This is a genomic window from Desulfofundulus sp. JL263-se (assembly GCF_056316025.1).
This window is the reverse complement of the sequence record NZ_CM149993.1, coordinates 52,763-72,739: the sequence shown is the minus strand read 5'-3', so window position 1 is coordinate 72,739 and position 19,977 is coordinate 52,763. Positions and strand designations below refer to the sequence as shown.

The window sequence follows — 19,977 nt, the reverse complement described above, 5'->3', positions numbered from 1 at the left end:
TCTACGGGGTAGTATACCACAAAGCCTTTGCAAGCAAAATATTGAAAAGTCAATTCTTCTCCAAGCCGGCAGCCAGCTGCAATATAAAAGAAATAAACTCTTGCAGACTGTTTTTTAACAATGCATGCACTTCCGGCAAATTTTCAGCCAGGTGGCTCATTTTTTTCCAGCGCAGCTCCGAGGCATAAGCATGGCGGAACAGGTGCCGGAAACGCCTGTATTCATCCAGCTCCTCCGCTACTTCGGGCGAAATCACCCGCGGGCGCACGCCGGGAATCTCAATGGCCATGCTGCGCAAAAGCTCGCGGTGCCAGTCGGCGGCATGGCCCGGGCCGCCGTCTATGCTATTGGAAATTCGGTTAAAAACAGCCTCCACCCCGGTGTAAAAGTGGTGAAGGTAGGCCGCCGCGGCCATTACATCCCGGGACGGCACCGGCCCGCTTTTGGCATTAACATCTTCTATCAATTTGACGGCATCTTCAACTATCGAAGCCACCGCACGCAAGTCATCATTTATTTCCGACACCAGGCGCCGGAGCCTGGCCGCCTTTCTCTCCCGCCCGGTCATAAAGAACAACCCCTTCCCCTGCAATTCTGACCCGCAGCGTATCCGCCGCGGTCTCCAGCAACACCAGGTCCACGGCAAAGGGGGCGGCCATATTTTCCAGCAAACCGTAGGCCGCCAGGTATTTTTCTTCCCTTAGCCCCGTTACGGCAATATCTATATCCGAGTTCTCCGCAATGTCGCCCGCAGCCACTGAGCCGAAAAGGAAAACCTTTTCCACATTGTAATTTTTCGCCAGGGCAAGGGCCATTTCCCCGGCTTTCGCGCGCATTAGGTGTAATAGCCGCTCCCGCCCCTTTTCTTCTGTCCGTGCCTGCTCCCGGTGCCACTTTATATAACCGTCCAGGGTGAACATGGCAGGATACCTCTTTCCAGAAATACATTAGCAATATTATACCACCCGAGCAAGTGTTTGGAAAGTTCACCGGGTAAACCAGTATAAATACGGCCGCCCCTTAATATATATGTGGGAGGACAAATACCAGGGGAGGAAAAAATGTGCCACCTTTAATTCATGTACTGTCCGCCTTCTGGCTGGGGGCCCTTCACGCCCTTGAGCCGGGGCACGGCAAAGGAGTAATGGGAGCTTACCTGGTGCTTTCCAGGGGAAAGACCTTACACGTGGTCATCCTGGGACTTACTTCGGCTCTGTCCCACACACTGGTGGTGTTAATTCTGGCCGTTACCGCCCACGTAGCGGCAGCCACTTTGCAGAACAACTCCGGGGAGCCCGGCGCTCAATTAAAGCTTTGGCTGCACCTGGTAACCGGAATACTGATAATTCTAATCGGGTACCGCTTGATTCCCAAAAGCCACGGCCACCTGTGCCGCCATCACGGGCACTCCTGCAGCCACGCCTACCATGCCGGGGCCGGCTCGCTCCGCATACTGGACCTTCTTCTTTTGGGCTTGACCAACGGCCTTATGCCCTGTCCCGGGGCCCTGGCTACTTTGCTCCTCTCCATCAATACCGGCGCTTTGGGCTCCGGGCTGGCGGTTATCTTCGCCTTTGGCGCCGGCACGGCCCTGGCGCTGATAGTGGTGGGCATGCTGTTTATCAAAATTTCCTCCCTGGCCGGGAAGCTTACCAATACGCGCACCTGGTCCCGGCTGGCAGCGGCAGCCGGCGTGTTTGTAATGGGAGTAGGGCTTTACACGGCGCTAAGTGCAGCGCGCGGTATCTGGGCGGGATGAAAAATTTTACTTCAAGTAAAAAAGCAGCAAATAAATCATCGCTATAAACACCGACAGAATCATCAGCGGAAAGCCTACCTTGAAAAAGTCCACAAATCCCAGGGGGATTTTCCGCCGCCCGGCCATACCGGCCACGATTACATTGGCGGCCGCCCCCACCAGGGAACCGTTACCGCCCAGGCAGCCCCCCAGGGCCAGGGACCACCACCAGGGATTCAGATTTTGGATATTGCCCAGCCTTCCCATCTCATCTATGAGGGGAATCATGGTAGCCACAAAGGGAATGTTATCCACGAAAGTGGAAGCTATGGCCGAAAGCCACAGCACCAAAAGCCCGGTGGTAACCATTTCGCCCCCGGTTAAAACCAGCCCGGCCCGGGCAACGGCCTCAATTAATCCCACTTCTTCCAGAGCCCCCACAAGGATAAAGAGACCTATAAAAAAGAAAATGACGTGCCACTCCACCCCTTCCAGAACATGCTCGGGCTCGGCCTTGCTTAAAATCAGAAGAAGAACGGCACCGCTTAAGGCGACGGTGGCCGATTCCAGCCCGAGGGCCCCGTGCAAGGTAAACCCGACAATGGTAAGGGCCAGAACAAACAGAGATTTTTTCAGAAGCGGCCGGTCCTTAATCATTTCTTCCTCGTTTATTTCTATTAAATCTTTCCTGTTTTCCTCATTCACTTTAAAATGCGGCCGGTAAATAAACCAGAGCGTACCGGTGGTAACAATGAAAATAAATACCGCCACCGGAGCTAAATTCACCAGGAAATCCAGGAAACTCAAGCCTGTATAACCGCCAATCATGATGTTGGGAGGGTCACCGATGAGGGTGGCCGTTCCCCCCACGTTGGAGGAAATAATCTCGGCAATTAAAAAGGGAACCGGATTTAACCGCAGGATGCTGACAATCTCAATGGTAACCGGCACCACCAGCAGAACAGTGGTCACGTTGTCTAAAAAGGCGGAGGCCACCGCCGTTAAAATGCAAAGACCAACCATGATCCTGGCCGGCCGGGCCCTGGCCAGCTTGGCGGTTCGCACGGCCAGGTATTCGAACACGCCGGTGCGGCGGGTAATGCTGACAATAATCATCATACCGATGAGGAGTCCAATGGTATTGAATTCGATGGCCCGCACGGCGGCTTCCTCGGAAATGATGCCGGCCAGTATCACCAGCATGGCACCGGCGAGGGCCACGGCCGTGCGGTGGATTTTCTCCCAGACAATGAGGGCGTATGTAATTATGAATATGATGCCTGCGTAAAGGGCGCCGGCATGTTCCATAAATACTCTCCTTAAAATATTTTATCACCAATTTATAATACCCGGGTAAGAAGAAGAGTTATTCGGGAGCACGCAAAATTACCAGGCGCTCCCGGCCGGCCAGGTCGTTCAGCACCCGGGCGGAGCAGCCGGCGGGGGCCAGTTTTTTTAAGGGCCGGCCCTGACCGGGACCTATTTCCATCAAGAGGTACCCCCCCGGGGCCAGGTATTCCACGGCCCCGGGAATAAGCTGCCGGTAACAGCAAAGGCCGCCGGGGCCGCCGTCCAGCGCCCCCCGGGGCTCAAAATCCCTGACGTCCCGGGGCAGCCCGGCCATATCCGCTGAAGGAATATAAGGAAGATTGGCCGTTATTAAAGATATTTTACCCTCTACCCCCAGTCCTTCCAGGGGTTCCAGTAAATTGCCCTGCAGCAGGGCGACCCGCCCGTCAACCCCCAGGCGGCGGGCATTTTCCCCGGCTACATCCAGGGCGCCGGCGGATATGTCCGTGGCATAGAGAACCAGTTCCGGGAGGTAAAAGGCCAGGCTCAGGGCTATGGCCCCGCTTCCGGTACCCACGTCCACCACGATGCCGGTTTTAGGGGCGGAAGGCAGGTTAACTGCCGGGCCTTCCGGGGGCCGGGGGCCCCCCAGCAGCACCAGGGCTGTTTCCACCAGCAATTCTGTCTCCGGCCGGGGAATTAGCACCCTCCGGTCCACCCTGAAATCCAGCCCCATAAATTCACGGCGCCCCACCAGGTAAGCCACGGGCTCTCCCCCGGCACGCCTTTCCACCAATTCCCGGAACAGGGAATATTGCTCCGGGCTGAGGGGAAAATGCGGCTCCCGGTAAAGAAAATCCCTTTCCACTCCCAGCACGTGGGCCAGCAGCACTTCGGCATCCAGGGGGCCCGATTCTATTTTCCTTTCCTTAAACAAAAGGCGCGCCCCATACAGGGCGCCCCATATATTTTCCTTCATCATGCCTCCACCTGCTTCAGCCGCTCGGCCTGGTCCGTGGTAATCAGGGCATCAATAATTTCGTCCAGCTCGCCCATGAGTACTTCCTGCAGGCGGTGGGTAGTCAGGCCTATGCGGTGATCGGTTACCCGGTTTTGTGGAAAGTTATAGGTGCGAATTCTTTCACTGCGGTCCCCGGAACCCACCTGGGATCTCCGGGCGCTGGCCATTTCCTCCTGTTGTTCCTGGCGGGCCCGGTCCAGCAGGCGGGCACGCAGCACTTTCATGGCCTTTTCCTTGTTTTTATGCTGGGACTTTTCATCCTGCATGGAAACAACGATTCCGGTGGGCAGGTGGGTAATGCGCACCGCCGACTGGGTGGTATTCACCGACTGACCGCCCGGCCCCGATGAACAGAAAACATCAATCCGCAAGTCTTCGGGGTTGATTTTTACATCCACTTCCTCCGCTTCGGGCAGTACGGCCACCGTGGCCGCCGACGTATGGATACGTCCTCCCGACTCGGTGGTGGGAACCCTTTGCACGCGGTGCACGCCGCTCTCAAACTTCAAGCGGCTGTAGGCTCCCTTACCGACGACCATGAATACAACTTCCTTAATGCCGCCCAGGTCCGTACTGTGAGTATTCATCACGTCTACTTTCCAGCCCTGGCGCTCGGCATACCGCACGTACATGCGGTACAAGTCCCCGGCAAAAAGGGCGGCTTCTTCCCCGCCGGTGCCGGCCCGAATTTCCATGATAACGTTTTTCTCGTCATTGGGGTCCTTGGGTAAAAGCAAAATCTTGAGTTCCTGCTCCAGTTTCTCCTTTTTTTGCCGCAGCTCGGCCAGCTCGCTTTCCACCAGGTCTTTGAATTCCGGATCCAGCCGCTCTTTTAACATTTCCCGGTTATCTTCGATTTCCTTTAATGTTTTCTTGTATTCCCGGTAAGTAGTTACTATCTCATTTAATTCGGCGTGGGCCTTAACGTATTGCTGCCACTTTTCATTATTGGCGATGATTTCCGGTTTACTTATAAGTTCGCTGAGCTCTTCATAGCGCTCTTCCAGTTTATCCAGTTTATCGAACATTTGTCTCACCTCTGTTGTCCTGCAAAACAGCTCCCAGGGCGGAAATGGCCACTTCCACCTGGCTGTCGTCGGGCTCGCGGGTGGTAAGACCCTGCAGCCATTTTCCGGGAGCTATAATTAACCGGAAAACAGGTGAATTTTCATATCTCGCGGACAGCTTCAAAACTTCGTAAGAAACGCCGGCAACCACCGGCAATAATAAGATGCGGGAAAGAATCTTCCACCACAACACCTGCTCGCCCGGCAAAGAAAATATAAAGATACTTACCACCATAACAATGAGTAAAAAGCTGGTGCCGCAGCGGGGGTGAAAGGTGGAATAGCGCTGTACCGCAGCCACCGACAATTCTTCTCCCGCCTCATAGGCATTGATAACCTTGTGCTCCGCGCCGTGGTACTGAAATACCCGCTGAATGTCGGGCATGAAGGAAATAGATATTATATATAATAAAAATACTGCTATGCGAATGACCCCTTCAACCAGATTCTGGGCCAGGTTTCCGTGAACCCAGCTGGCCAAGTAGTGAGTGGCCCCGGCGGGCACCACTACAAAAAGAAGGACGGCCAGGGCAAAGGCTATGCCCACCGTAATGACAATATCCCGCGTGGTAAGCTCCTCTTCCTCTTCATCCAGGGCCTGGCTGGCGGAATAGGTAAGGGCCTCCAGCCCCATTACCAGGGCCTCGAATAGTGCCACCACGCCCCGCAAAAGGGGCCACTTTAATATTTTGACCCGGCTGGTTATGGAATTAACCGGCTTTTCATCAACAACTATGGTGGAGTCCGGGCGCCGGACGGCTACAGCCCGGCTTGCCGGGCCCCTTATCATCACGCCTTCTATAACGGCCTGGCCTCCGTAATGAAATTCAGGACGCATATCCCATCCTCTTCCCAGAAACAAATAGCAGAGCTACTGCCCTGCTTAATTGCCTGTTACTACTTGAGACCGTATTTTCTGCGGAACTTCTCAGCACGACCCCTCCTGGTCTCGATGGTACGCTGAGAACCGGTGTAAAAGGGGTGACAATTGGAGCAAATCTCCACCCTGATTTCCTTCTTGGTAGAACCGGTTTTAAAAGTGTTGCCGCAAACGCAGGTTACAGTGGCCTCCCCGTATTTCGGATGGATTCCCTTTTTCACAGGACTCACCTCTTTTCTGTTCAAAAAGAATTGCCTTTTTATATATACTAAAACCACTTTAAAACTTATTTACACACTAGGGTATTATATCATAAGGAACTTAAAGAGGCAAGAATAACACAGGGGACGGGCTGTTTTTTGCATGTAAAACAGCCCGTCCCCTGTTCATTAAGCATATATTCTTTTCAGGCACAGCACCGGGTCATAGGGAATCCCGTCAAGACGTACTTCCAGGTGCAGGTGGGGGCCGGTTGAGCGCCCGGTACTGCCCACTTCAGCTATTATTTGGCCGGCTGTCACCCCATCCCCCTCCCGGACCAGCAGGCGGGAACAGTGGGCATACAGGGTAGTGAGGCCGTTACCGTGGTCAAGAATCACCGTGAGGCCGTATGTTCCCCGGGGACCGGCAAAAATCACCCGGCCGCCCCGCACCGCCTTAATGGGCTCACCCGCATCGGCAGCAATGTCCAGCCCCTCATGGGGCCGCCCGTCCCGGATGCCGAAGGGAGAACTTATCCAGCCGGTAACAGGCCAGGGCAGCTCCCCCACGGGAAGGCTCCTGGCCACCGCCCGGGACTTATCCCCTGTAACCGGTACGGTAATCTGCATGCCGGCAAAGATTAAATTACTATTCTCAATGTTGTTGCACCTGGCTATAGCCTCCATGTCCGTGCCGTACCTATCGGCAATTTCGGAAAGGGTTTCCCCCTCAGATACCCGGTGTGTTAAAACGGCTACCGGCAGGCGGAGGACCTGCCCTGCAAAGATCCTGTCCCGGTCAGAAAGGCCGTTTACGGCTGCCAGCCGGGAAATGGAAAGGTCGAATTTACTGGCTATCCCGGAAAGGGTATCTCCTTTCTCCACCCGGTAAATTCCCCGGGGAGAGAACATTTCCGTTTTTTCCTCTAGAACCGGCGGGCCCCCGTAGGGAGCCGAGGGATCGATGAGTTCGTCCCAGCGCGCTCCGGCAGGCCCCGCGGTAAAAAGCAGGGCCACTGACGTGGAAAGGACGATTACGGTTTTTTTCAGGATATATTTTTTCACGGCATATCTTACCTCGCTTCTTTTCGGACACACTTTGGTCATCATACCATCCACCATTATTTCCGGTTATCAAGAAAACTATACATAAAAAAGCAGGAGAGGGTTCCCGGTAAAGGAACCCTCCCCTGCACAAAGGTTCTAAGACCCGTCCCCGGCGGGCATGGCGGGCACGGTAACGGGCAAGGCACCGCAAGCCCTGCTGTGAATCCGAAAGGCCTTGATTAGTTCCTTATTGCTCCTGGTCTTTTGGATGTGATTTATCAACATTTCAATGGCCTCTGCAGAAGACATGCCGGCCACTGCCTTGCGGAAATGCCAGACCATTTCCAGCTCGTCTTTGTCTAACAACATTTCTTCCTTCCGCGTTCCGGAGCGAACAACATCTATGGCGGGGAAAATGCGCCTGTCGGCCAGCTTCCGGTCCAGGATAAGTTCCATATTGCCGGTTCCTTTGAATTCTTCAAAGATAACGTCATCCATACGGCTTCCGGTTTCTATAAGGGCGGTGGCCAGGATGGTCAAACTGCCGCCTTCCTCTATGTTCCGGGCGGCGCCGAAGAATCTTTTGGGCCTGTGCAGGCTGGCCGGGTCCACACCGCCGCTCAGGGTGCGCCCGCTGGGCGGCACCACCAGGTTGTGGGCCCTGGCCAGGCGGGTAATGCTGTCCAGAAGGATTATTACGTCGCGCTTGTGCTCAACCAGGCGCTTGGCCCTTTCCAGGACCATGTCGGCCACCTTGACGTGATTTTCCGGGGGTTCGTCAAAGGTGGAACTTACAACCTCCCCCTGTACTGAACGCTCTATATCGGTAACTTCCTCCGGCCTTTCGTCTATAAGCAGCACTATCAAATACATTTCGGGGTGGTTGTGGGTTATACTGTTGGCGATTTCCTTGAGCAACATGGTTTTTCCGGCCTTGGGAGGTGCTACAATCAATCCCCTCTGGCCCTTACCCAGAGGGGCCAGCAGGTCTATTATCCTCGTGGCCACGTGGTCGGGGGAAACTTCCAGCTTGATACGCTCTTGGGGGTAAAGGGGGGTAAGTCCTTCAAAGTGAAGGCGCTCGGCAGCTACTTCGGGGTCCTCCTCGTTGACCTGCTCCACCCTCAAAAGGGCATAGTACCGCTCATTTTCCTTGGGCCCCCGCACCTGTCCCGCCACGAGATCGCCGGTGCGCAGGTCGAAGCGGCGGATTTGGGAAGAAGATACATAAATGTCGTCGTGGCTGGGCAGGTAATGAAAGGGCCGCAGGAAACCGTACCCATCGGGAAGAATTTCCAAAACGCCCTTGGCAAAAATGAGCCCGTTACTTTCAGTCTGAGCTTTCATAATTTCAAAGATGAGTTCGCGCTTTCGCAAGCGGGAATAACCGGTGAGGTGCAGGCTTTTGGCGATTTTGTACAGTTCGGCCATGGTTTTTCCTTCCAGTTCGGCATAATTCAATGATGGCATCCCCCCTATTTTAAACCGCGCCGCTTCTGGCGAAATTCCAGAAGGCGCTTTAAACTGAAGTATACTATTCCGCCGGCTAAAATGCTGTTGAAAATTGCCCCTATAAAAAACGGGTATCCCAGGGCATTTACCGCATCGGACCACTTAAGTTTTGCAGAGCCGGTTAAAACGGATACAGTCATTGACCAATTTCCGGTTATCAATTGTCCCACTGTTATATTGAAAAAATAGAAGAAGGGAACCGCCCATTTGAAGAAGGTGGCTGCCAGGGCGGCAGCCACCCCGTTGGAACCGAGAAGACGGGCCAAAAGGTAGGCAACCGGTATACTGACAAAGGGTATGGGGAAGAAATCCAGGGCAGTGCCCAGGGCTGCTCCCCGGGCAACTTTTACGGGCGCATCCGGGAGGTCGAGAACGCGGGCATAATATTCTTTAAGGTACCCCAAAATGCGCAAACTTAATTTCATCTCCTCAGAGCTGAACTTTATTCTATTTTATCCGCTGTTTGTGTAAAGTATATCGCCCGGCTGACATTCAGTCAAGACAATTACAAACTTTATCCTTTATTTGGAACTTTTTCCCAATCAGCCAGAAATTTTTCAATCCCTATGTCGGTAAGGGGATGCTTCAGCATTTGCTTGAGCACCTTGTAAGGGACGGTGGCGATATGGGCACCTGCCTTGGCGGACATAATTACATGCATGGGGTGCCTGATGCTGGCCGAAATTATCTCGGTATTCAGGCCGTGCAATGTGAAAATTTCCACTATATCGGCCACCAGCCCTACGCCGTTTTCCCCGATGTCGTCCAGCCTGCCCACAAAGGGACTTACATAGGTGGCCCCGGCAAGGGCGGCCATTAAGGCCTGGTTGGCTGAAAATACCAGGGTTACATTGGTTTTGATGCCTTTTTGGGCACAGAGCCTGGTAGCCTTGAGCCCTTCAGCCGTCATGGGAATTTTTATTACAATATTGGGGTGAATGGCGGCCAGTTTTTCCGCCTCTTTAATCATATCCGGCGCTTCAAGGCTTACCACTTCCGCACTTATAGGACCGTCCACAATGGAAGCAATCTCCTTGACCACTTCCACGAAATCCCTTCCCTCTTTGGCTATCAGGGAAGGATTGGTGGTAACGCCGCTGATAACTCCCAGCTCGTTAATCTCGCGTATTTCCTCCACATTGGCAGTATCGATAAACAGTCTCATAAATTTCACACCACCTTATGCTTTTCCTGAACTGCCGAACAACCTTATTTTTTCCCTTATTACTTCCGCGGCCGCTTCCCTGGCGGGGCCCAGTACCCTGCGGGGGTCGATTTCACCCGGCTTTTCGGACAGCACCTGGCGGCACTTTTCGGTAAAAGCTTCCCGGATGTTGGTATCTATATTGACCTTGCGCACGCCGCGGCTTATGGCCTCTTTAATGGCATCATCGGGCACGCCGGATGACCCGTGCAAAACAATGGGGATATTAACCAGGGAACGTATCTTGGCCAGGCGCTCAAAATCCAGCCTGGGTTCCCCTTTATATCTCCCGTGGGCCGTTCCTATGGCCACAGCCAGGGAATCCACGCCGGTCTTTTCTACAAAATATCTGGCCTCTTCGGGGTCGGTGAGCATGGCCTCCCTTTCATCCACCGTAATGTCATCTTCCGTTCCGCCGATTTTCCCCAATTCCGCCTCCACTGATACCCCTACCGGGCGGGCGGCGGCCAGGACCTGGTTTGTAATTCTTATATTTTCATCCAAGGAAAGTTTTGACCCGTCAAACATAACGGAGCTGAAGCCGGACCGAATACACTGCATCACCTGTTCGAAACTGGTTCCGTGGTCCAGGTGAAGCGCCACCGGAACGCTGGCTGACGCGGCAGCGGCTTTGGTCAAGGCTACTATGTATTCAATTCCAGCATACTTTATGGCGCCCTGGCTGGCTTGGATAATCACCGGGGCTTTTTCGGCCTCGGCGGCAGCTACGATGGCTTGTACAATCTCCATGTTGTTGCAGTTAAAGGCCCCTACGGCGTACCCGCCGGCCTCGGCATCTTTTAACAGGTCAGCCACGGGGACAAAACCCACCGCTATTACCTCCTTTCATCCTTAATATGCCCTGTAAGGGGATATATTAAATTTGCCAGTGCCGGCCAAAAACAATTATACACCCCCCTGGGGAGGTGTTTGCAATTACTTGTTACGCTTTCTTTTGGGCTTTTTACCGGCCCTTTTGGTACTGGCCAGGCTGTCAAGGTACTCAAACCCGTTGCGGGTAAGTTCTATACTGTCCACCATCTCAATTACCTTAAGGTCATCGTCATTCTCAGCATAAACAATGTTTATGCTGCCGCATTCCTTACAGTGCAGTTCCAGCCGGTCCGGAAATATATCCACTTCCACTTCCCGGTTGCCGCACTGGCAGTAAAGAGCATCCCTTTCCGCAATATCATGCAGCCGGTTCAGCACTTCGTACATTATTTCCGAGTTGTGGAAATAGTCATCCTCTCCGAAGTCACTGGCCAGAAACTGCAAGTCCTCCTCGTAACTGCGGCTCAAGGCCTTTACCTTTTCCTCCGGCCCCAGGTACCCCAATTCCAGGCCGGTTTCCTGGCACAAAAGGTAATAAACTTCTCCCCTTGACCACAGTTGTTTTCCCGAAATGCGTTGCAGGTGTTTCGTTTCACAGACCACACAGGGAACCTGCAGCCAGTAATCTTTATAATTTTTAGTGCTTATAATTAACTTTTCGGCCCCACAGGAGCAATTGATATGCAAAGTTTTAGATTCGCTGACTTGGAAGCGGGACAGCACTTTATATTCCAGCTTTCCACATTCAGGGCAGCGCATGGCCAGCATGGTATCTGTACTTATAAGCATTATTGATCCTCCTCCAAAAAAACGCCCCAAATGTCTCAATGGGATCTACAAAAAAACTGTTAACACCCTGCCGGTGTACCGGCTCTCACGTAATAAAGCTTCGCCGGCAAGAACCAAAACCCTTTTTCGGTAAGCACCTTGTGTGATAAATTATTAACCAATTTTTCTAGATTTTCCGGCCTTGTTTATAATTCTAAAACTTTCTTTACAAGAGAAAGCACTTCCACCAGATTAAAGGGCTTAATCACATAATGCAGTACCTCGTATTTTTGAATTTCTTCCACGGCATCAACTTCACCATAGGCGGTCATCATTATTACAGGGACTTCATTATCCCTTTCTCGCAATTTTTTCAAAGTCTCCACCCCGTCCATGCCGGGCATTTTCATATCCAGGAGAACCGCACGGGGCTTGATGCGGGCTACTGTTTCCAGGGCCTGTTTGCCGCTTTTTGCCGTCACCACCTGAAAGCCTTCTTCGCTAAAAGCTTCTTGCAAAAGCCTGAGCACACCAGGATTATCGTCTACCACCAAGAGGTCGCATTTATCACTCACTTAAAATTCCCCCAATTCCCTGGCTGGATACACATCTATTCGCCGGCGGAATTAATTATCCCTTTCAGCGGGGCGGAATTTTTTCTTGCACAAATAAATTTCTAAAGGGAAGGCCAGCGCAGCAGCGGGGGTAGGGAAGCAGCAAAGGACATAATTATGATTAAAGTCAAAATCGCCAGCACGACCATGACCAGTACAGGGGTAAGTACAACCGCAATCGCCCTGCCGGTGGACAGGCGGTGCACCTCCCGTATACCCATTACCAGGAGAACGATTCCCCAAATGGCCAGGGCCAGGGAAACGGGAATTAATATTATATTTACCAAAATGCTGCGCGGGTCCAGGGCAATTACCAATAACTGTACGGGAATTAAAAAAAGCGTGGGCAGCGCGGCCAGACCGTACACGGTAAACACTCCCCGGGCATTACCCCTGCCGCCGAGAAAATCGGCTATCAGGTGCAGCAGCGCGCTATATGTAAACCATTTAATAAATTGCATAAAAAAGCCGCCAATGGCAAGTAGGGGTATCATGCCCTTCACCACCTGTATTACCGGTATGGCAAGATCCACAGTGCCGAAAGGCATTACCCTCAATTTGATGAATATTCCCATTATACCGCTTAAGAGATTTATTACGGCATAAATAAACACCGACTGCCAGAGAGGGGGACTGGCGGCCGCTTTTTTGAAGGTGCGCCCGGGATCAAAGAGCACGCCGTAGATGAGATCAAAAAGTTCAAGCCCCGGCTTCTCCGGGCCCTTTCCGGGCCCGCCCGCCTCCTGCCGGCCGGGGGCCGGCAATTCCCGGGGAACGGAACTTTCCTCCCGGTCCCCCGGCCCCGCAATATCCCTCGCAAAGAAAGCGGGATCGCCGGCAGTTTCCCTTTCCGCCCCGTTATCTTCGCGAAAATCCTGAATTTCTTTCATATGTTCATTCTCCCTGTTTTTATCTGCCATTATAAATATACCCCGCTTTCCATTCAGGTGAATATAACAGCCAGGCAGCAGGATATTCTTCCAAAAAACGCTGCCAGTTAACGCTTTCAAAGGGCCGAAAGGCAATACTTTCCAAAATGTCCCACCAATTTTTTTCCGGTCCCAGGTTCACCACAACGGGCTTTCCCCGAATACCGGCCAGCTCAGCGGCTAAATTTACCGCATCGTAAAAATTACCCAGTTCATCTACCAGCCCCACATCCCTGGCCTGGCTGCCGGTAAAGACCCTACCCGTGGCCAGTTTTCTTACCTGGTCAAGATCCATATTCCGGCCTTCGGCAACGGCCCTTATAAATTGCCGGTAATGCTCATCAATCATTCCCTCTATTATGGCCTTTTCTTCCCTGGTTATTTTCCGGGTTGGCGACCCCATGTCCTTGTATTTACCCTTTTTAAAGGTATTTTCCTCGATACCCAATTTTTCGTAAAGGCCTTCCAGGTTTGTCGTCTGCATAATTACACCGATACTGCCGGTAATGGTCCCCGGATTGGCCACTATTTTATCGGCCCGGGCAGCTATCCAGTAAGCCCCGGAGGCAGCCACATCTCCCATGGAAGCCACTACTTTTTTGCCCGACTTCCTCAACCGGTCAACTTCCACAGCTATTTCCTGGGTGCCGGCCACGGTCCCTCCCGGGCTGTTCAGCCGTAAAACCACCGCCTTCAAATTGGGGTTATCGGCAGCTTCCCGAATTTGTTTGTTGATTTCGTCAGACCCGGCTGTGGCTTCGCCGAAAATAGGGGATGTGGAACCGCCGGTGGTGATCATGCCGGTTATATTTATTACCCCTATGTTGCCCCGGGCACTGTTTGACAGGGGGGCCGGCCTGCCGGCCATAATGCCGGCCGCAACAACAGATATAACCACAATTCCGATGATAATTCCGGTTATCACTTTTTTATGCAAAGCTTAAATACACCTCCTAAATATTATTTAATTCTTTTAAATTCTCACCGGGCAGGCGGTACCCTCCTCCTAACAAAAAAGCTTTGGATCGGGTCAATCCAAAGCTGCTGTTGTCAAGAAGTCCCAATTTATCGATGAGATTTGTTTTTGACGGACGCGCCCACAAAGTCTTTGAAAAGCGGGTGGGGCCTGTATGGCCGGGATTTAAATTCGGGATGAAATTGAGTGCCCACAAACCAGGGATGGCCCGGTAATTCTATTATTTCCACCAAATAGCCGTCAGGGGGAGTGGTACCGCTGAAAACCATTCCCTTTTCAGCCAGGGCTTGCCGGTATTCGTTATTCAGTTCATAACGGTGCCTGTGGCGCTCGGAAATTTCCAGCGTATTATAAGCCCGGTGGGCCAGTGAGCCTTCCAGCAGGCGGCAGGGGTATCTTCCCAGGCGCATTGTGCCGCCCATTCTGTCCAGTTTCTTTTGTTCGGGCAGCAGATCAATTACCGGGTACGGGGTGGCCACGTCAAATTCCGAGCTGTTGGCGCCATGCCAGCCCAAAACGTTACGGGCAAATTCCACCACCGCCAGCTGCATTCCCAGGCAAATGCCCAAAAAGGGAACCTGCCTTTCCCGGGCATATTTAATGGCGGTAATCTTTCCTTCAATTCCCCGGTCACCGAATCCCCCGGGCACCAGTATGCCGTCAACATCGCGGAGGTAATCTTCTACATTTTCCGGCTGCACTTCTTCGGAATTTATCCACTTAATTTTTACCGCCCAGCCGTGGAACAAGCCGGCATGCCTCAGCGCCTCGGCAACACTTATATAGGCGTCGGGCAGGGAAACATATTTACCCACCAGCCCGATGGTGACCAAGTTTTTGAGGTTTTTCATTTTTTCCACCATTTTACGCCACTCAGAAATATCCGGCGGGCCGCATTCGAGCTTCAGTCGGTTCACCGTAAAATTGGCCAGGCCTTCTTCTTCCATTTTTAACGGCACTTCGTAAATGGAATCCACATCAAGGGCCTCGATTACGGCATCCTTATCTATATCGCAAAACAGTGCCAGCTTATCTTTGATTTCCTCGGACAGAGGCTTTTCCGTACGGCAAACTATCACGTCAGGCTGTATGCCAATGCTCCGGAGTTCTTTAACGCTGTGCTGGGTGGGCTTGGTTTTTAATTCATTGGTAGCCTTCAAAAAGGGCACCAGGGTAACATGTATGTACATCACCCTGTCCCGCCCGAGATCGCTTTTTAGCTGGCGAATGGCCTCCAAAAAAGGAAGGGACTCAATGTCCCCGACGGTCCCGCCTATTTCGCAGATTACTACATCCGGATGGTGCTCTTCGGCTATTTTAAGAACCCTTCTTTTTATTTCATTGGTAATGTGGGGGATAACCTGAATGGTGGCCCCCAGATAATCTCCCCGGCGCTCCTTGTTTATCACCGAAGAATAAATTACCCCGGTGGTAACATTGCTGCTCTTGCTGACGTTAACATCTATAAAGCGCTCGTAGTGTCCCAGGTCCAGGTCGGTTTCGGCACCGTCCTCGGTTACAAAAACCTCGCCGTGCTGGTAGGGGCTCATGGTTCCCGGGTCAACGTTAATATAGGGGTCCAGTTTTTGTATTGCCACTTTCAGCCCGCGTATTTTTAAAAGCCGCCCCAGGGAGGCGGCAGTTATTCCTTTTCCCAGCGATGATACAACTCCACCCGTGATGAATATAAACCTGGTCATTTGGTAAGCCCTCCAGATGCCAATTTCTGTTGTGTGATTAGAAGTGCTTTTATCTCCTTTTTTACAACTACCTTATCTATTCTATAAACGGGCATGGTAAGTGTCAATATAAGAAAATTCTTCAATCTCCCCACCCCAAAAATTTTGTGGCCATAAGATAACCCAGGAAAATTCCTACTATGCCCATTACGCCGGCCAGGGTGGGAGGGGCGGGAACGGGCAGCTTAAGCCGGCAAAAAACGAGTCCCAGTATAAAACCCGCTAGCAGTGAGAGTATGATTTCCCGCAATGGATTTCCCCCTTAATAATGCTTTTACATCCTTTCCGGTGCAGTAAGGCCCAGCAATTTTAGCCCGTTGCGCAGGACTATGCGGGTGGCGTCCACCAGGGCCAGCCGGGCGGCGCTCAAGTCTTTGTCACCGGTGATGACGCGGTGGGCATTATAAAAACTGTGCAAGAGCCCTGCCACTTCGTGCAGGTAGCGGGCAATCCTGTGCGGGGCCAGCTGCCCGGCGGCCAGGGTAATTTCTTCGGGAAAATCCACCAATCGCCTGGCCAGGGCAAGTTCGGCCTCGCTGGCCAGCTTTTCCGCGGGCGGCTCTTGCCGGGCCCGGTCAATAATCTCCCCGGCGGCCGGCTGCCTCAGAATGCTGCATATACGGGCATGGGCATACTGAATGTAATATACCGGGTTTTCATTGGTGTGGGATTTGGCCAGGTCCAGGTCGAAATCCAGGTGGCTGTCCGCACTGCGCATAATAAAGAAATAGCGGGCCGCGTCCTTCCCCACTTCCTCCATTAGTTCGTCCAGAGTGACAAACTGCCCCGTGCGCTTGGACATGCGCACTATTTCACCGCCCCGGAAAAGCCGTACCAGCTGCATTATCACTACGCTCAGGGCGTCCGGGTCATAGCCCAGGGCGGCCACCGCGCCCTTCATCCGGGAAACGTGACCGTGGTGGTCGGCCCCCCAGACATTTATCACCCAGTCAAACCCCCGCTCGAATTTGTCCATGTGGTAGGCCACGTCCGCGGCAAAGTAAGTGGGGATACCGTTTTTCCGCACCAGAACCTCGTCCTTTTCCACCCCGAAACCAGTGGCCTTGAACCAGAGGGCCCCGTCGCGCTCGTATGTGTATCCCCGCTCTTTGAGGCGCTCAAGGGCGGCATCCACCTTGCCCCCGTCGTGGAGGGACTGTTCGGAGAACCACACGTCATATTTTACGCCAAAATCTTCCAGGACTTTTCTGATTGCCCCCAATTTTTCTTTCAATGCATACTCCACCAGGGCGCTGCGCCGCTCTTCCTCGCCGGCATCCAGGTATTTATCACCGTATTTGTCTATAAAGCCCTTAACCGTATCTATGATGTCCTGCCCGTGGTAACCGTCCTCGGGAACTTGGGCCTCGCGCCCCAGGAGTTGAAAGTAGCGGGCTTCCAGGGACAGCCCGAAATTTTCAATTTGCTTGCCGGCGTCATTTATGTAATATTCCCGGGTAACCTCATAGCCGGCAAAGTCCAGGATGGCGGCCAGGCTGTCTCCCAGGGCGGCCCCCCTGGCGTTGCCCATGTGCAAAAGGCCGGTGGGGTTAGCGCTTACAAATTCCACCTGCACTTTTTTGCCCCGGCCCAGGTTTACCCGCCCGTAATTTTCACCCTGCTCCAGGATGACGGGAAGGCCCTCCAGGGGCCAGCGGGGATCCAGGTAAAAATTTATAAAGCCCGGGCCCGCTATTTCCACATTCTTAACCAGGTTTTTGTCCAGTTCCAGGTTATCCGCCAGTATCCCGGCAATATTTCGGGGAGCGCTGCGGGCGGGCCTGGCCAGCATCATGGCCAGGTTGGTGGCAAAATCCCCGTGCTCTTTTTCCCGGGGCACTTCCACCAGGAAATCGGGAATTTCCAGCCGGGGCAGGGCCCCTGTGTGTGCGGCCTTTTCAACTGCCTTTACCAGCGCCTGGCGCAATTCATTGCATATTTTTTCTACGATGTACATCCTGGTTAACCTCCCGATATCTTTCAACATTAGTCAATATTATAACCCCTTTTTCCCGCCACAAAAAGACAAAGATGGTAAAAATTATTAAATCCGTCCAGCACTCAAATTTTTGAGTGCTGGACCTAATTATTTTTGCACATAGGGTTCTCCCCGCCGGAGGCAAAACTCGGCCCGTGCAATTTCCCTGCCCAAATACATGGCGTGGCCGATGTCGGAAACAACACGGTTGCGAGCTAACAAAAGCTGCAATCTCTCTGCCTTCTTTCCCCGGTATTCATCAATAACTACCCCGTCAAAAAGATGTCTTACAACTATTTCTCCTTTCTCAACACTTATTTGAAAATAACCGTTGGGGTCAAATTCAATTTCCAGCCGCTTTTCAGCGGCAATACTTTTTGCCCGCTCGTATTCTTCTACGTTTACGGATATGGAGTGACTGAAAACGGTTATTGCCCCGGGCTCAAACCCGGTTTCCTTGCTTACATGGTTAAGCACCGCCATCAAGCCGTAAAAATTTTCCAGCCAGGCATCCAGCGCGTTATGGGTCCTGAAAGAAGCCGTCAAGGTAAGCTTGTCTTCAAAAACCCTGAAAAACAGTGAAACCAGGCAGGGATTACTCTTTCCATGCTTCAAATCATTTTCCGTATCCCAAAGGGTTATAAAACACTGGCGGTCTTGATAATCATTATTAAGCCTTTTAATACATTCTTGCAGGGAATCAACGTTGTTAAAGTACTTCCGAATCCGGTTTCCGTAAGTATAGCTCGTGTCACCCGCCGGCGGCGCCGGGTTTAATATTTCCCTCTGGTATTCATGAAACCTGGTTAACTCAAACCCGTATTTTTCCAGTTCTTCGGCGGGCTCTTCCGCCGGCTCTTCAACTATTACCTTCACATTTTGCAGCTCCTGCCTGTCGCCTTTTTTCAGGTGCACCAAATGTCCGAACCTGACAATGCGGAATATTAATTCCTTCCAGGCCTCCAGGGGCTTATCCTTGACAATGGTATGACTGCGGGGATTACTGGGGAAACGGCTTACTTTCTGCGGCGGGAGTTCCAATTTCACCCGCGACAGCGTCCCGCCCGGCACCGGCCGCTCCAGGTTGGCAAAATAATTTGCCAGCTGTTTTACGGAACTTTCGCCGGTCAAATCACCAACATATGTGATCTCGGGAACTGTCCTGAAGAGGCCCGGCTCTATCAAGCTATCCAGAATTCTTTTTGTCCCTTTAACCCGTTTTCCCCGGATTCCTAAAAAATCATAATCTTCAACCCCCAGCTCAAAGAAATTTACCAGCTCTTCCAGCGACCCGGAGCGGTTTTTGCCGCACACGCAAAGGTGGGTTATCTGGGGGTTATACAGCAGGTTGCGTAAAAGCTGCTTCAAGCCGTTGCCGTATAAGTTACCGATGGCTGCTATGGGCGATGTTTCCGGGCTTAAATCAACGTTTTGTTCCGCCAGCTTGCCATATACGAATTCAACCTTCGACCACAGGGTAATTACTCCCACAAAGCCGTTGGGGTTTATTATTTTTAATTTGTCGCCGTAATAAAGCGGGACAAAACTCAGCATTATCTATCCCCTTGCCTTTGAAGTTCTCGGGCCGCCCACATTTTGAAATGCTGAATTGAAATTCCTGTAGAGATTCCTGTGCTCTTTTACCCTATGCCACTTTTTAAGAAATTCACCCGGGAGCTGCTCATATACTTTTACGCCGTCCCACCCGTTGGGTATAGGACAGGCATAATAGGGACATTCTTTGGGGATACCTCTTATAAACACCACCTGCGGCACGATCCAGTCCAGCCTGGCCATGTAAACACGGTGCATGCCGTCGCACACCAAATTTACCACTGAACCGTCCCGTTCAATGGACTCCTCAATGATTGGGGGCAGAAGGTCAACGGGCTCCTTTTCCCCCTCCAAGTATAACGTTACATACCCGTTGAGATTGTAAATATCAATACCATGTTCCTCTAAGGCCCATTTGAGAAACCTGACTTTTTTTAAGGATTCGGTCCAAATATAATTTTGCACGGGCGTTAAATACTCTGTTTTTATTTTTTCAAGGGAAATATAACAATTTTTATAGGGGTAAAAATTGGTATTATTTAATAACGATACCTTTTTAAGGTTATCAAGCAACTCCTGCTCCGGGTGCCTTTCCACTTTCAACAATTTCATTTTTACAAGGAAAC

The 19,977-nt window shown here is 52.1% G+C and carries 22 protein-coding genes; 1 reads left to right on the top strand and 21 read right to left on the bottom strand.

Annotated elements, in window-relative coordinates:
* Positions 1-49: 49 nt before the first annotated feature.
* Positions 50-568, bottom strand: a complete 519-nt coding sequence (locus tag ACX4JR_RS00405; RefSeq protein WP_476059083.1) for a ribonuclease toxin HepT-like protein — start codon at positions 566-568, stop codon at positions 50-52.
* Complete coding sequence (locus ACX4JR_RS00400) at positions 510-920, bottom strand: nucleotidyltransferase domain-containing protein (RefSeq protein WP_476059082.1); 411 nt, start codon at positions 918-920, stop codon at positions 510-512. The genes ACX4JR_RS00405 and ACX4JR_RS00400 overlap by 59 nt, the downstream gene beginning before the upstream one ends.
* 143 nt (positions 921-1,063) lie before the next feature.
* On the opposite strand from ACX4JR_RS00400, the gene ACX4JR_RS00395 reads away from it, so the two are divergent.
* On the top strand, positions 1,064-1,759 hold the full coding sequence (locus ACX4JR_RS00395; protein WP_476059081.1) for a HoxN/HupN/NixA family nickel/cobalt transporter: 696 nt from the start codon (positions 1,064-1,066) through the stop codon (positions 1,757-1,759).
* A gap of 6 nt (positions 1,760-1,765) precedes the next feature.
* Here ACX4JR_RS00395 and ACX4JR_RS00390 read toward each other — a convergent pair whose 3' ends face one another.
* The 19 genes from ACX4JR_RS00390 to ACX4JR_RS00300 all read right to left on the bottom strand — a co-directional run bounded on the left by ACX4JR_RS00390 (position 1,766) and on the right by ACX4JR_RS00300 (position 19,963).
* Entirely contained in the window at positions 1,766-3,046 is a 1,281-nt protein-coding gene (locus ACX4JR_RS00390; protein WP_476059080.1) for an ArsB/NhaD family transporter, read from the bottom strand.
* A gap of 58 nt (positions 3,047-3,104) precedes the next feature.
* Positions 3,105-4,010 carry a peptide chain release factor N(5)-glutamine methyltransferase gene (gene prmC, locus ACX4JR_RS00385; protein WP_476059079.1) on the bottom strand — a complete coding sequence of 302 codons (906 nt, stop codon included), beginning with the start codon at positions 4,008-4,010 and terminating at the stop codon, positions 3,105-3,107.
* Positions 4,007-5,077: a peptide chain release factor 1 gene (gene prfA / locus ACX4JR_RS00380; protein WP_476059078.1), complete on the bottom strand. Its 1,071-nt coding sequence runs from the start codon at positions 5,075-5,077 to the stop codon at positions 4,007-4,009. Before prfA ends, prmC begins: the two co-directional genes overlap by 4 nt.
* Positions 5,067-5,954 carry a DUF1385 domain-containing protein gene (locus ACX4JR_RS00375; protein WP_476059077.1) on the bottom strand — a complete coding sequence of 296 codons (888 nt, stop codon included), beginning with the start codon at positions 5,952-5,954 and terminating at the stop codon, positions 5,067-5,069. Before ACX4JR_RS00375 ends, prfA begins: the two co-directional genes overlap by 11 nt.
* A gap of 59 nt (positions 5,955-6,013) precedes the next feature.
* Complete coding sequence (rpmE, locus tag ACX4JR_RS00370; RefSeq protein ID WP_476059076.1) at positions 6,014-6,217, bottom strand: 50S ribosomal protein L31; 204 nt, start codon at positions 6,215-6,217, stop codon at positions 6,014-6,016.
* Positions 6,218-6,385: 168 nt separating this feature from the next.
* Positions 6,386-7,318: a peptidoglycan DD-metalloendopeptidase family protein gene (locus ACX4JR_RS00365; RefSeq protein WP_476059075.1), complete on the bottom strand. Its 933-nt coding sequence runs from the start codon at positions 7,316-7,318 to the stop codon at positions 6,386-6,388.
* 81 nt (positions 7,319-7,399) lie between these two features.
* The gene (gene rho / locus ACX4JR_RS00360) at positions 7,400-8,713 is read right to left on the bottom strand and encodes a transcription termination factor Rho (protein WP_476059074.1); all 1,314 of its coding nucleotides are present in this window, start codon (positions 8,711-8,713) and stop codon (positions 7,400-7,402) included.
* A gap of 5 nt (positions 8,714-8,718) precedes the next feature.
* Entirely contained in the window at positions 8,719-9,180 is a 462-nt protein-coding gene (locus ACX4JR_RS00355) for a DUF2062 domain-containing protein (protein WP_476059073.1), read from the bottom strand.
* 89 nt (positions 9,181-9,269) lie between these two features.
* Complete coding sequence (fsa, locus tag ACX4JR_RS00350) at positions 9,270-9,920, bottom strand: fructose-6-phosphate aldolase (RefSeq protein WP_476059072.1); 651 nt, start codon at positions 9,918-9,920, stop codon at positions 9,270-9,272.
* Positions 9,921-9,935: 15 nt separating this feature from the next.
* Positions 9,936-10,790 (bottom strand): class II fructose-1,6-bisphosphate aldolase, encoded by an 855-nt coding sequence (locus ACX4JR_RS00345; RefSeq protein ID WP_476059071.1) that lies wholly within the window; start codon positions 10,788-10,790, stop codon positions 9,936-9,938.
* A gap of 105 nt (positions 10,791-10,895) precedes the next feature.
* Entirely contained in the window at positions 10,896-11,582 is a 687-nt protein-coding gene (locus ACX4JR_RS00340; RefSeq protein WP_476059070.1) for a hypothetical protein, read from the bottom strand.
* Positions 11,583-11,767: 185 nt separating this feature from the next.
* Positions 11,768-12,136, bottom strand: a complete 369-nt coding sequence (locus ACX4JR_RS00335; protein ID WP_476059069.1) for a response regulator — start codon at positions 12,134-12,136, stop codon at positions 11,768-11,770.
* Positions 12,137-12,237: 101 nt separating this feature from the next.
* Entirely contained in the window at positions 12,238-13,095 is an 858-nt protein-coding gene (locus tag ACX4JR_RS00330; RefSeq protein WP_476059068.1) for a YIP1 family protein, read from the bottom strand.
* Positions 13,085-14,041, bottom strand: coding sequence for a signal peptide peptidase SppA (gene sppA, locus ACX4JR_RS00325; protein WP_476059067.1), 957 nt, complete (start codon positions 14,039-14,041; stop codon positions 13,085-13,087). The genes ACX4JR_RS00330 and sppA overlap by 11 nt, the downstream gene beginning before the upstream one ends.
* 128 nt (positions 14,042-14,169) lie before the next feature.
* The gene (locus tag ACX4JR_RS00320) at positions 14,170-15,780 is read right to left on the bottom strand and encodes a CTP synthase (RefSeq protein WP_476059066.1); all 1,611 of its coding nucleotides are present in this window, start codon (positions 15,778-15,780) and stop codon (positions 14,170-14,172) included.
* Positions 15,781-15,901: 121 nt separating this feature from the next.
* Positions 15,902-16,069, bottom strand: a complete 168-nt coding sequence (locus ACX4JR_RS00315; protein WP_476059065.1) for a XapX domain-containing protein — start codon at positions 16,067-16,069, stop codon at positions 15,902-15,904.
* A gap of 24 nt (positions 16,070-16,093) precedes the next feature.
* Entirely contained in the window at positions 16,094-17,776 is a 1,683-nt protein-coding gene (gene argS, locus ACX4JR_RS00310; protein ID WP_476059064.1) for an arginine--tRNA ligase, read from the bottom strand.
* Between the two features lie 129 nt (positions 17,777-17,905).
* Positions 17,906-19,351: a thymidylate synthase gene (locus ACX4JR_RS00305; RefSeq protein ID WP_476059063.1), complete on the bottom strand. Its 1,446-nt coding sequence runs from the start codon at positions 19,349-19,351 to the stop codon at positions 17,906-17,908.
* A 3-nt stretch (positions 19,352-19,354) separates the two neighbouring features.
* A complete protein-coding gene (locus ACX4JR_RS00300) occupies positions 19,355-19,963 on the bottom strand; it encodes a hypothetical protein (protein WP_476059062.1) in 609 nt (202 codons plus the stop codon).
* Between the last annotated feature and the right edge of the window lie 14 nt (positions 19,964-19,977).

Excerpts from the sequence above, each read along its gene's own strand:
- ACX4JR_RS00405 (WP_476059083.1), bottom strand. The coding sequence starts at position 568 with ATGACCGGGCGGGAGAGAAAGGCGGCCAGGCTCCGGCGCCTGGTGTCG.
- ACX4JR_RS00400 (WP_476059082.1), bottom strand. The coding sequence starts at position 920 with ATGTTCACCCTGGACGGTTATATAAAGTGGCACCGGGAGCAGGCACGG.
- ACX4JR_RS00390 (WP_476059080.1), bottom strand. The coding sequence starts at position 3,046 with ATGGAACATGCCGGCGCCCTTTACGCAGGCATCATATTCATAATTACA.
- prmC (WP_476059079.1), bottom strand. The coding sequence starts at position 4,010 with ATGATGAAGGAAAATATATGGGGCGCCCTGTATGGGGCGCGCCTTTTG.
- prfA (WP_476059078.1), bottom strand. The coding sequence starts at position 5,077 with ATGTTCGATAAACTGGATAAACTGGAAGAGCGCTATGAAGAGCTCAGC.
- ACX4JR_RS00375 (WP_476059077.1), bottom strand. The coding sequence starts at position 5,954 with ATGCGTCCTGAATTTCATTACGGAGGCCAGGCCGTTATAGAAGGCGTG.
- ACX4JR_RS00365 (WP_476059075.1), bottom strand. The coding sequence starts at position 7,318 with ATGGTGGATGGTATGATGACCAAAGTGTGTCCGAAAAGAAGCGAGGTA.
- rho (WP_476059074.1), bottom strand. The coding sequence starts at position 8,713 with ATGCCATCATTGAATTATGCCGAACTGGAAGGAAAAACCATGGCCGAA.
- ACX4JR_RS00355 (WP_476059073.1), bottom strand. The coding sequence starts at position 9,180 with ATGAAATTAAGTTTGCGCATTTTGGGGTACCTTAAAGAATATTATGCC.
- fsa (WP_476059072.1), bottom strand. The coding sequence starts at position 9,920 with ATGAGACTGTTTATCGATACTGCCAATGTGGAGGAAATACGCGAGATT.
- ACX4JR_RS00340 (WP_476059070.1), bottom strand. The coding sequence starts at position 11,582 with ATGCTTATAAGTACAGATACCATGCTGGCCATGCGCTGCCCTGAATGT.
- ACX4JR_RS00330 (WP_476059068.1), bottom strand. The coding sequence starts at position 13,095 with ATGGCAGATAAAAACAGGGAGAATGAACATATGAAAGAAATTCAGGAT.
- ACX4JR_RS00320 (WP_476059066.1), bottom strand. The coding sequence starts at position 15,780 with ATGACCAGGTTTATATTCATCACGGGTGGAGTTGTATCATCGCTGGGA.
- argS (WP_476059064.1), bottom strand. The coding sequence starts at position 17,776 with ATGTACATCGTAGAAAAAATATGCAATGAATTGCGCCAGGCGCTGGTA.
- ACX4JR_RS00305 (WP_476059063.1), bottom strand. The coding sequence starts at position 19,351 with ATGCTGAGTTTTGTCCCGCTTTATTACGGCGACAAATTAAAAATAATA.
- ACX4JR_RS00300 (WP_476059062.1), bottom strand. The coding sequence starts at position 19,963 with ATGAAATTGTTGAAAGTGGAAAGGCACCCGGAGCAGGAGTTGCTTGAT.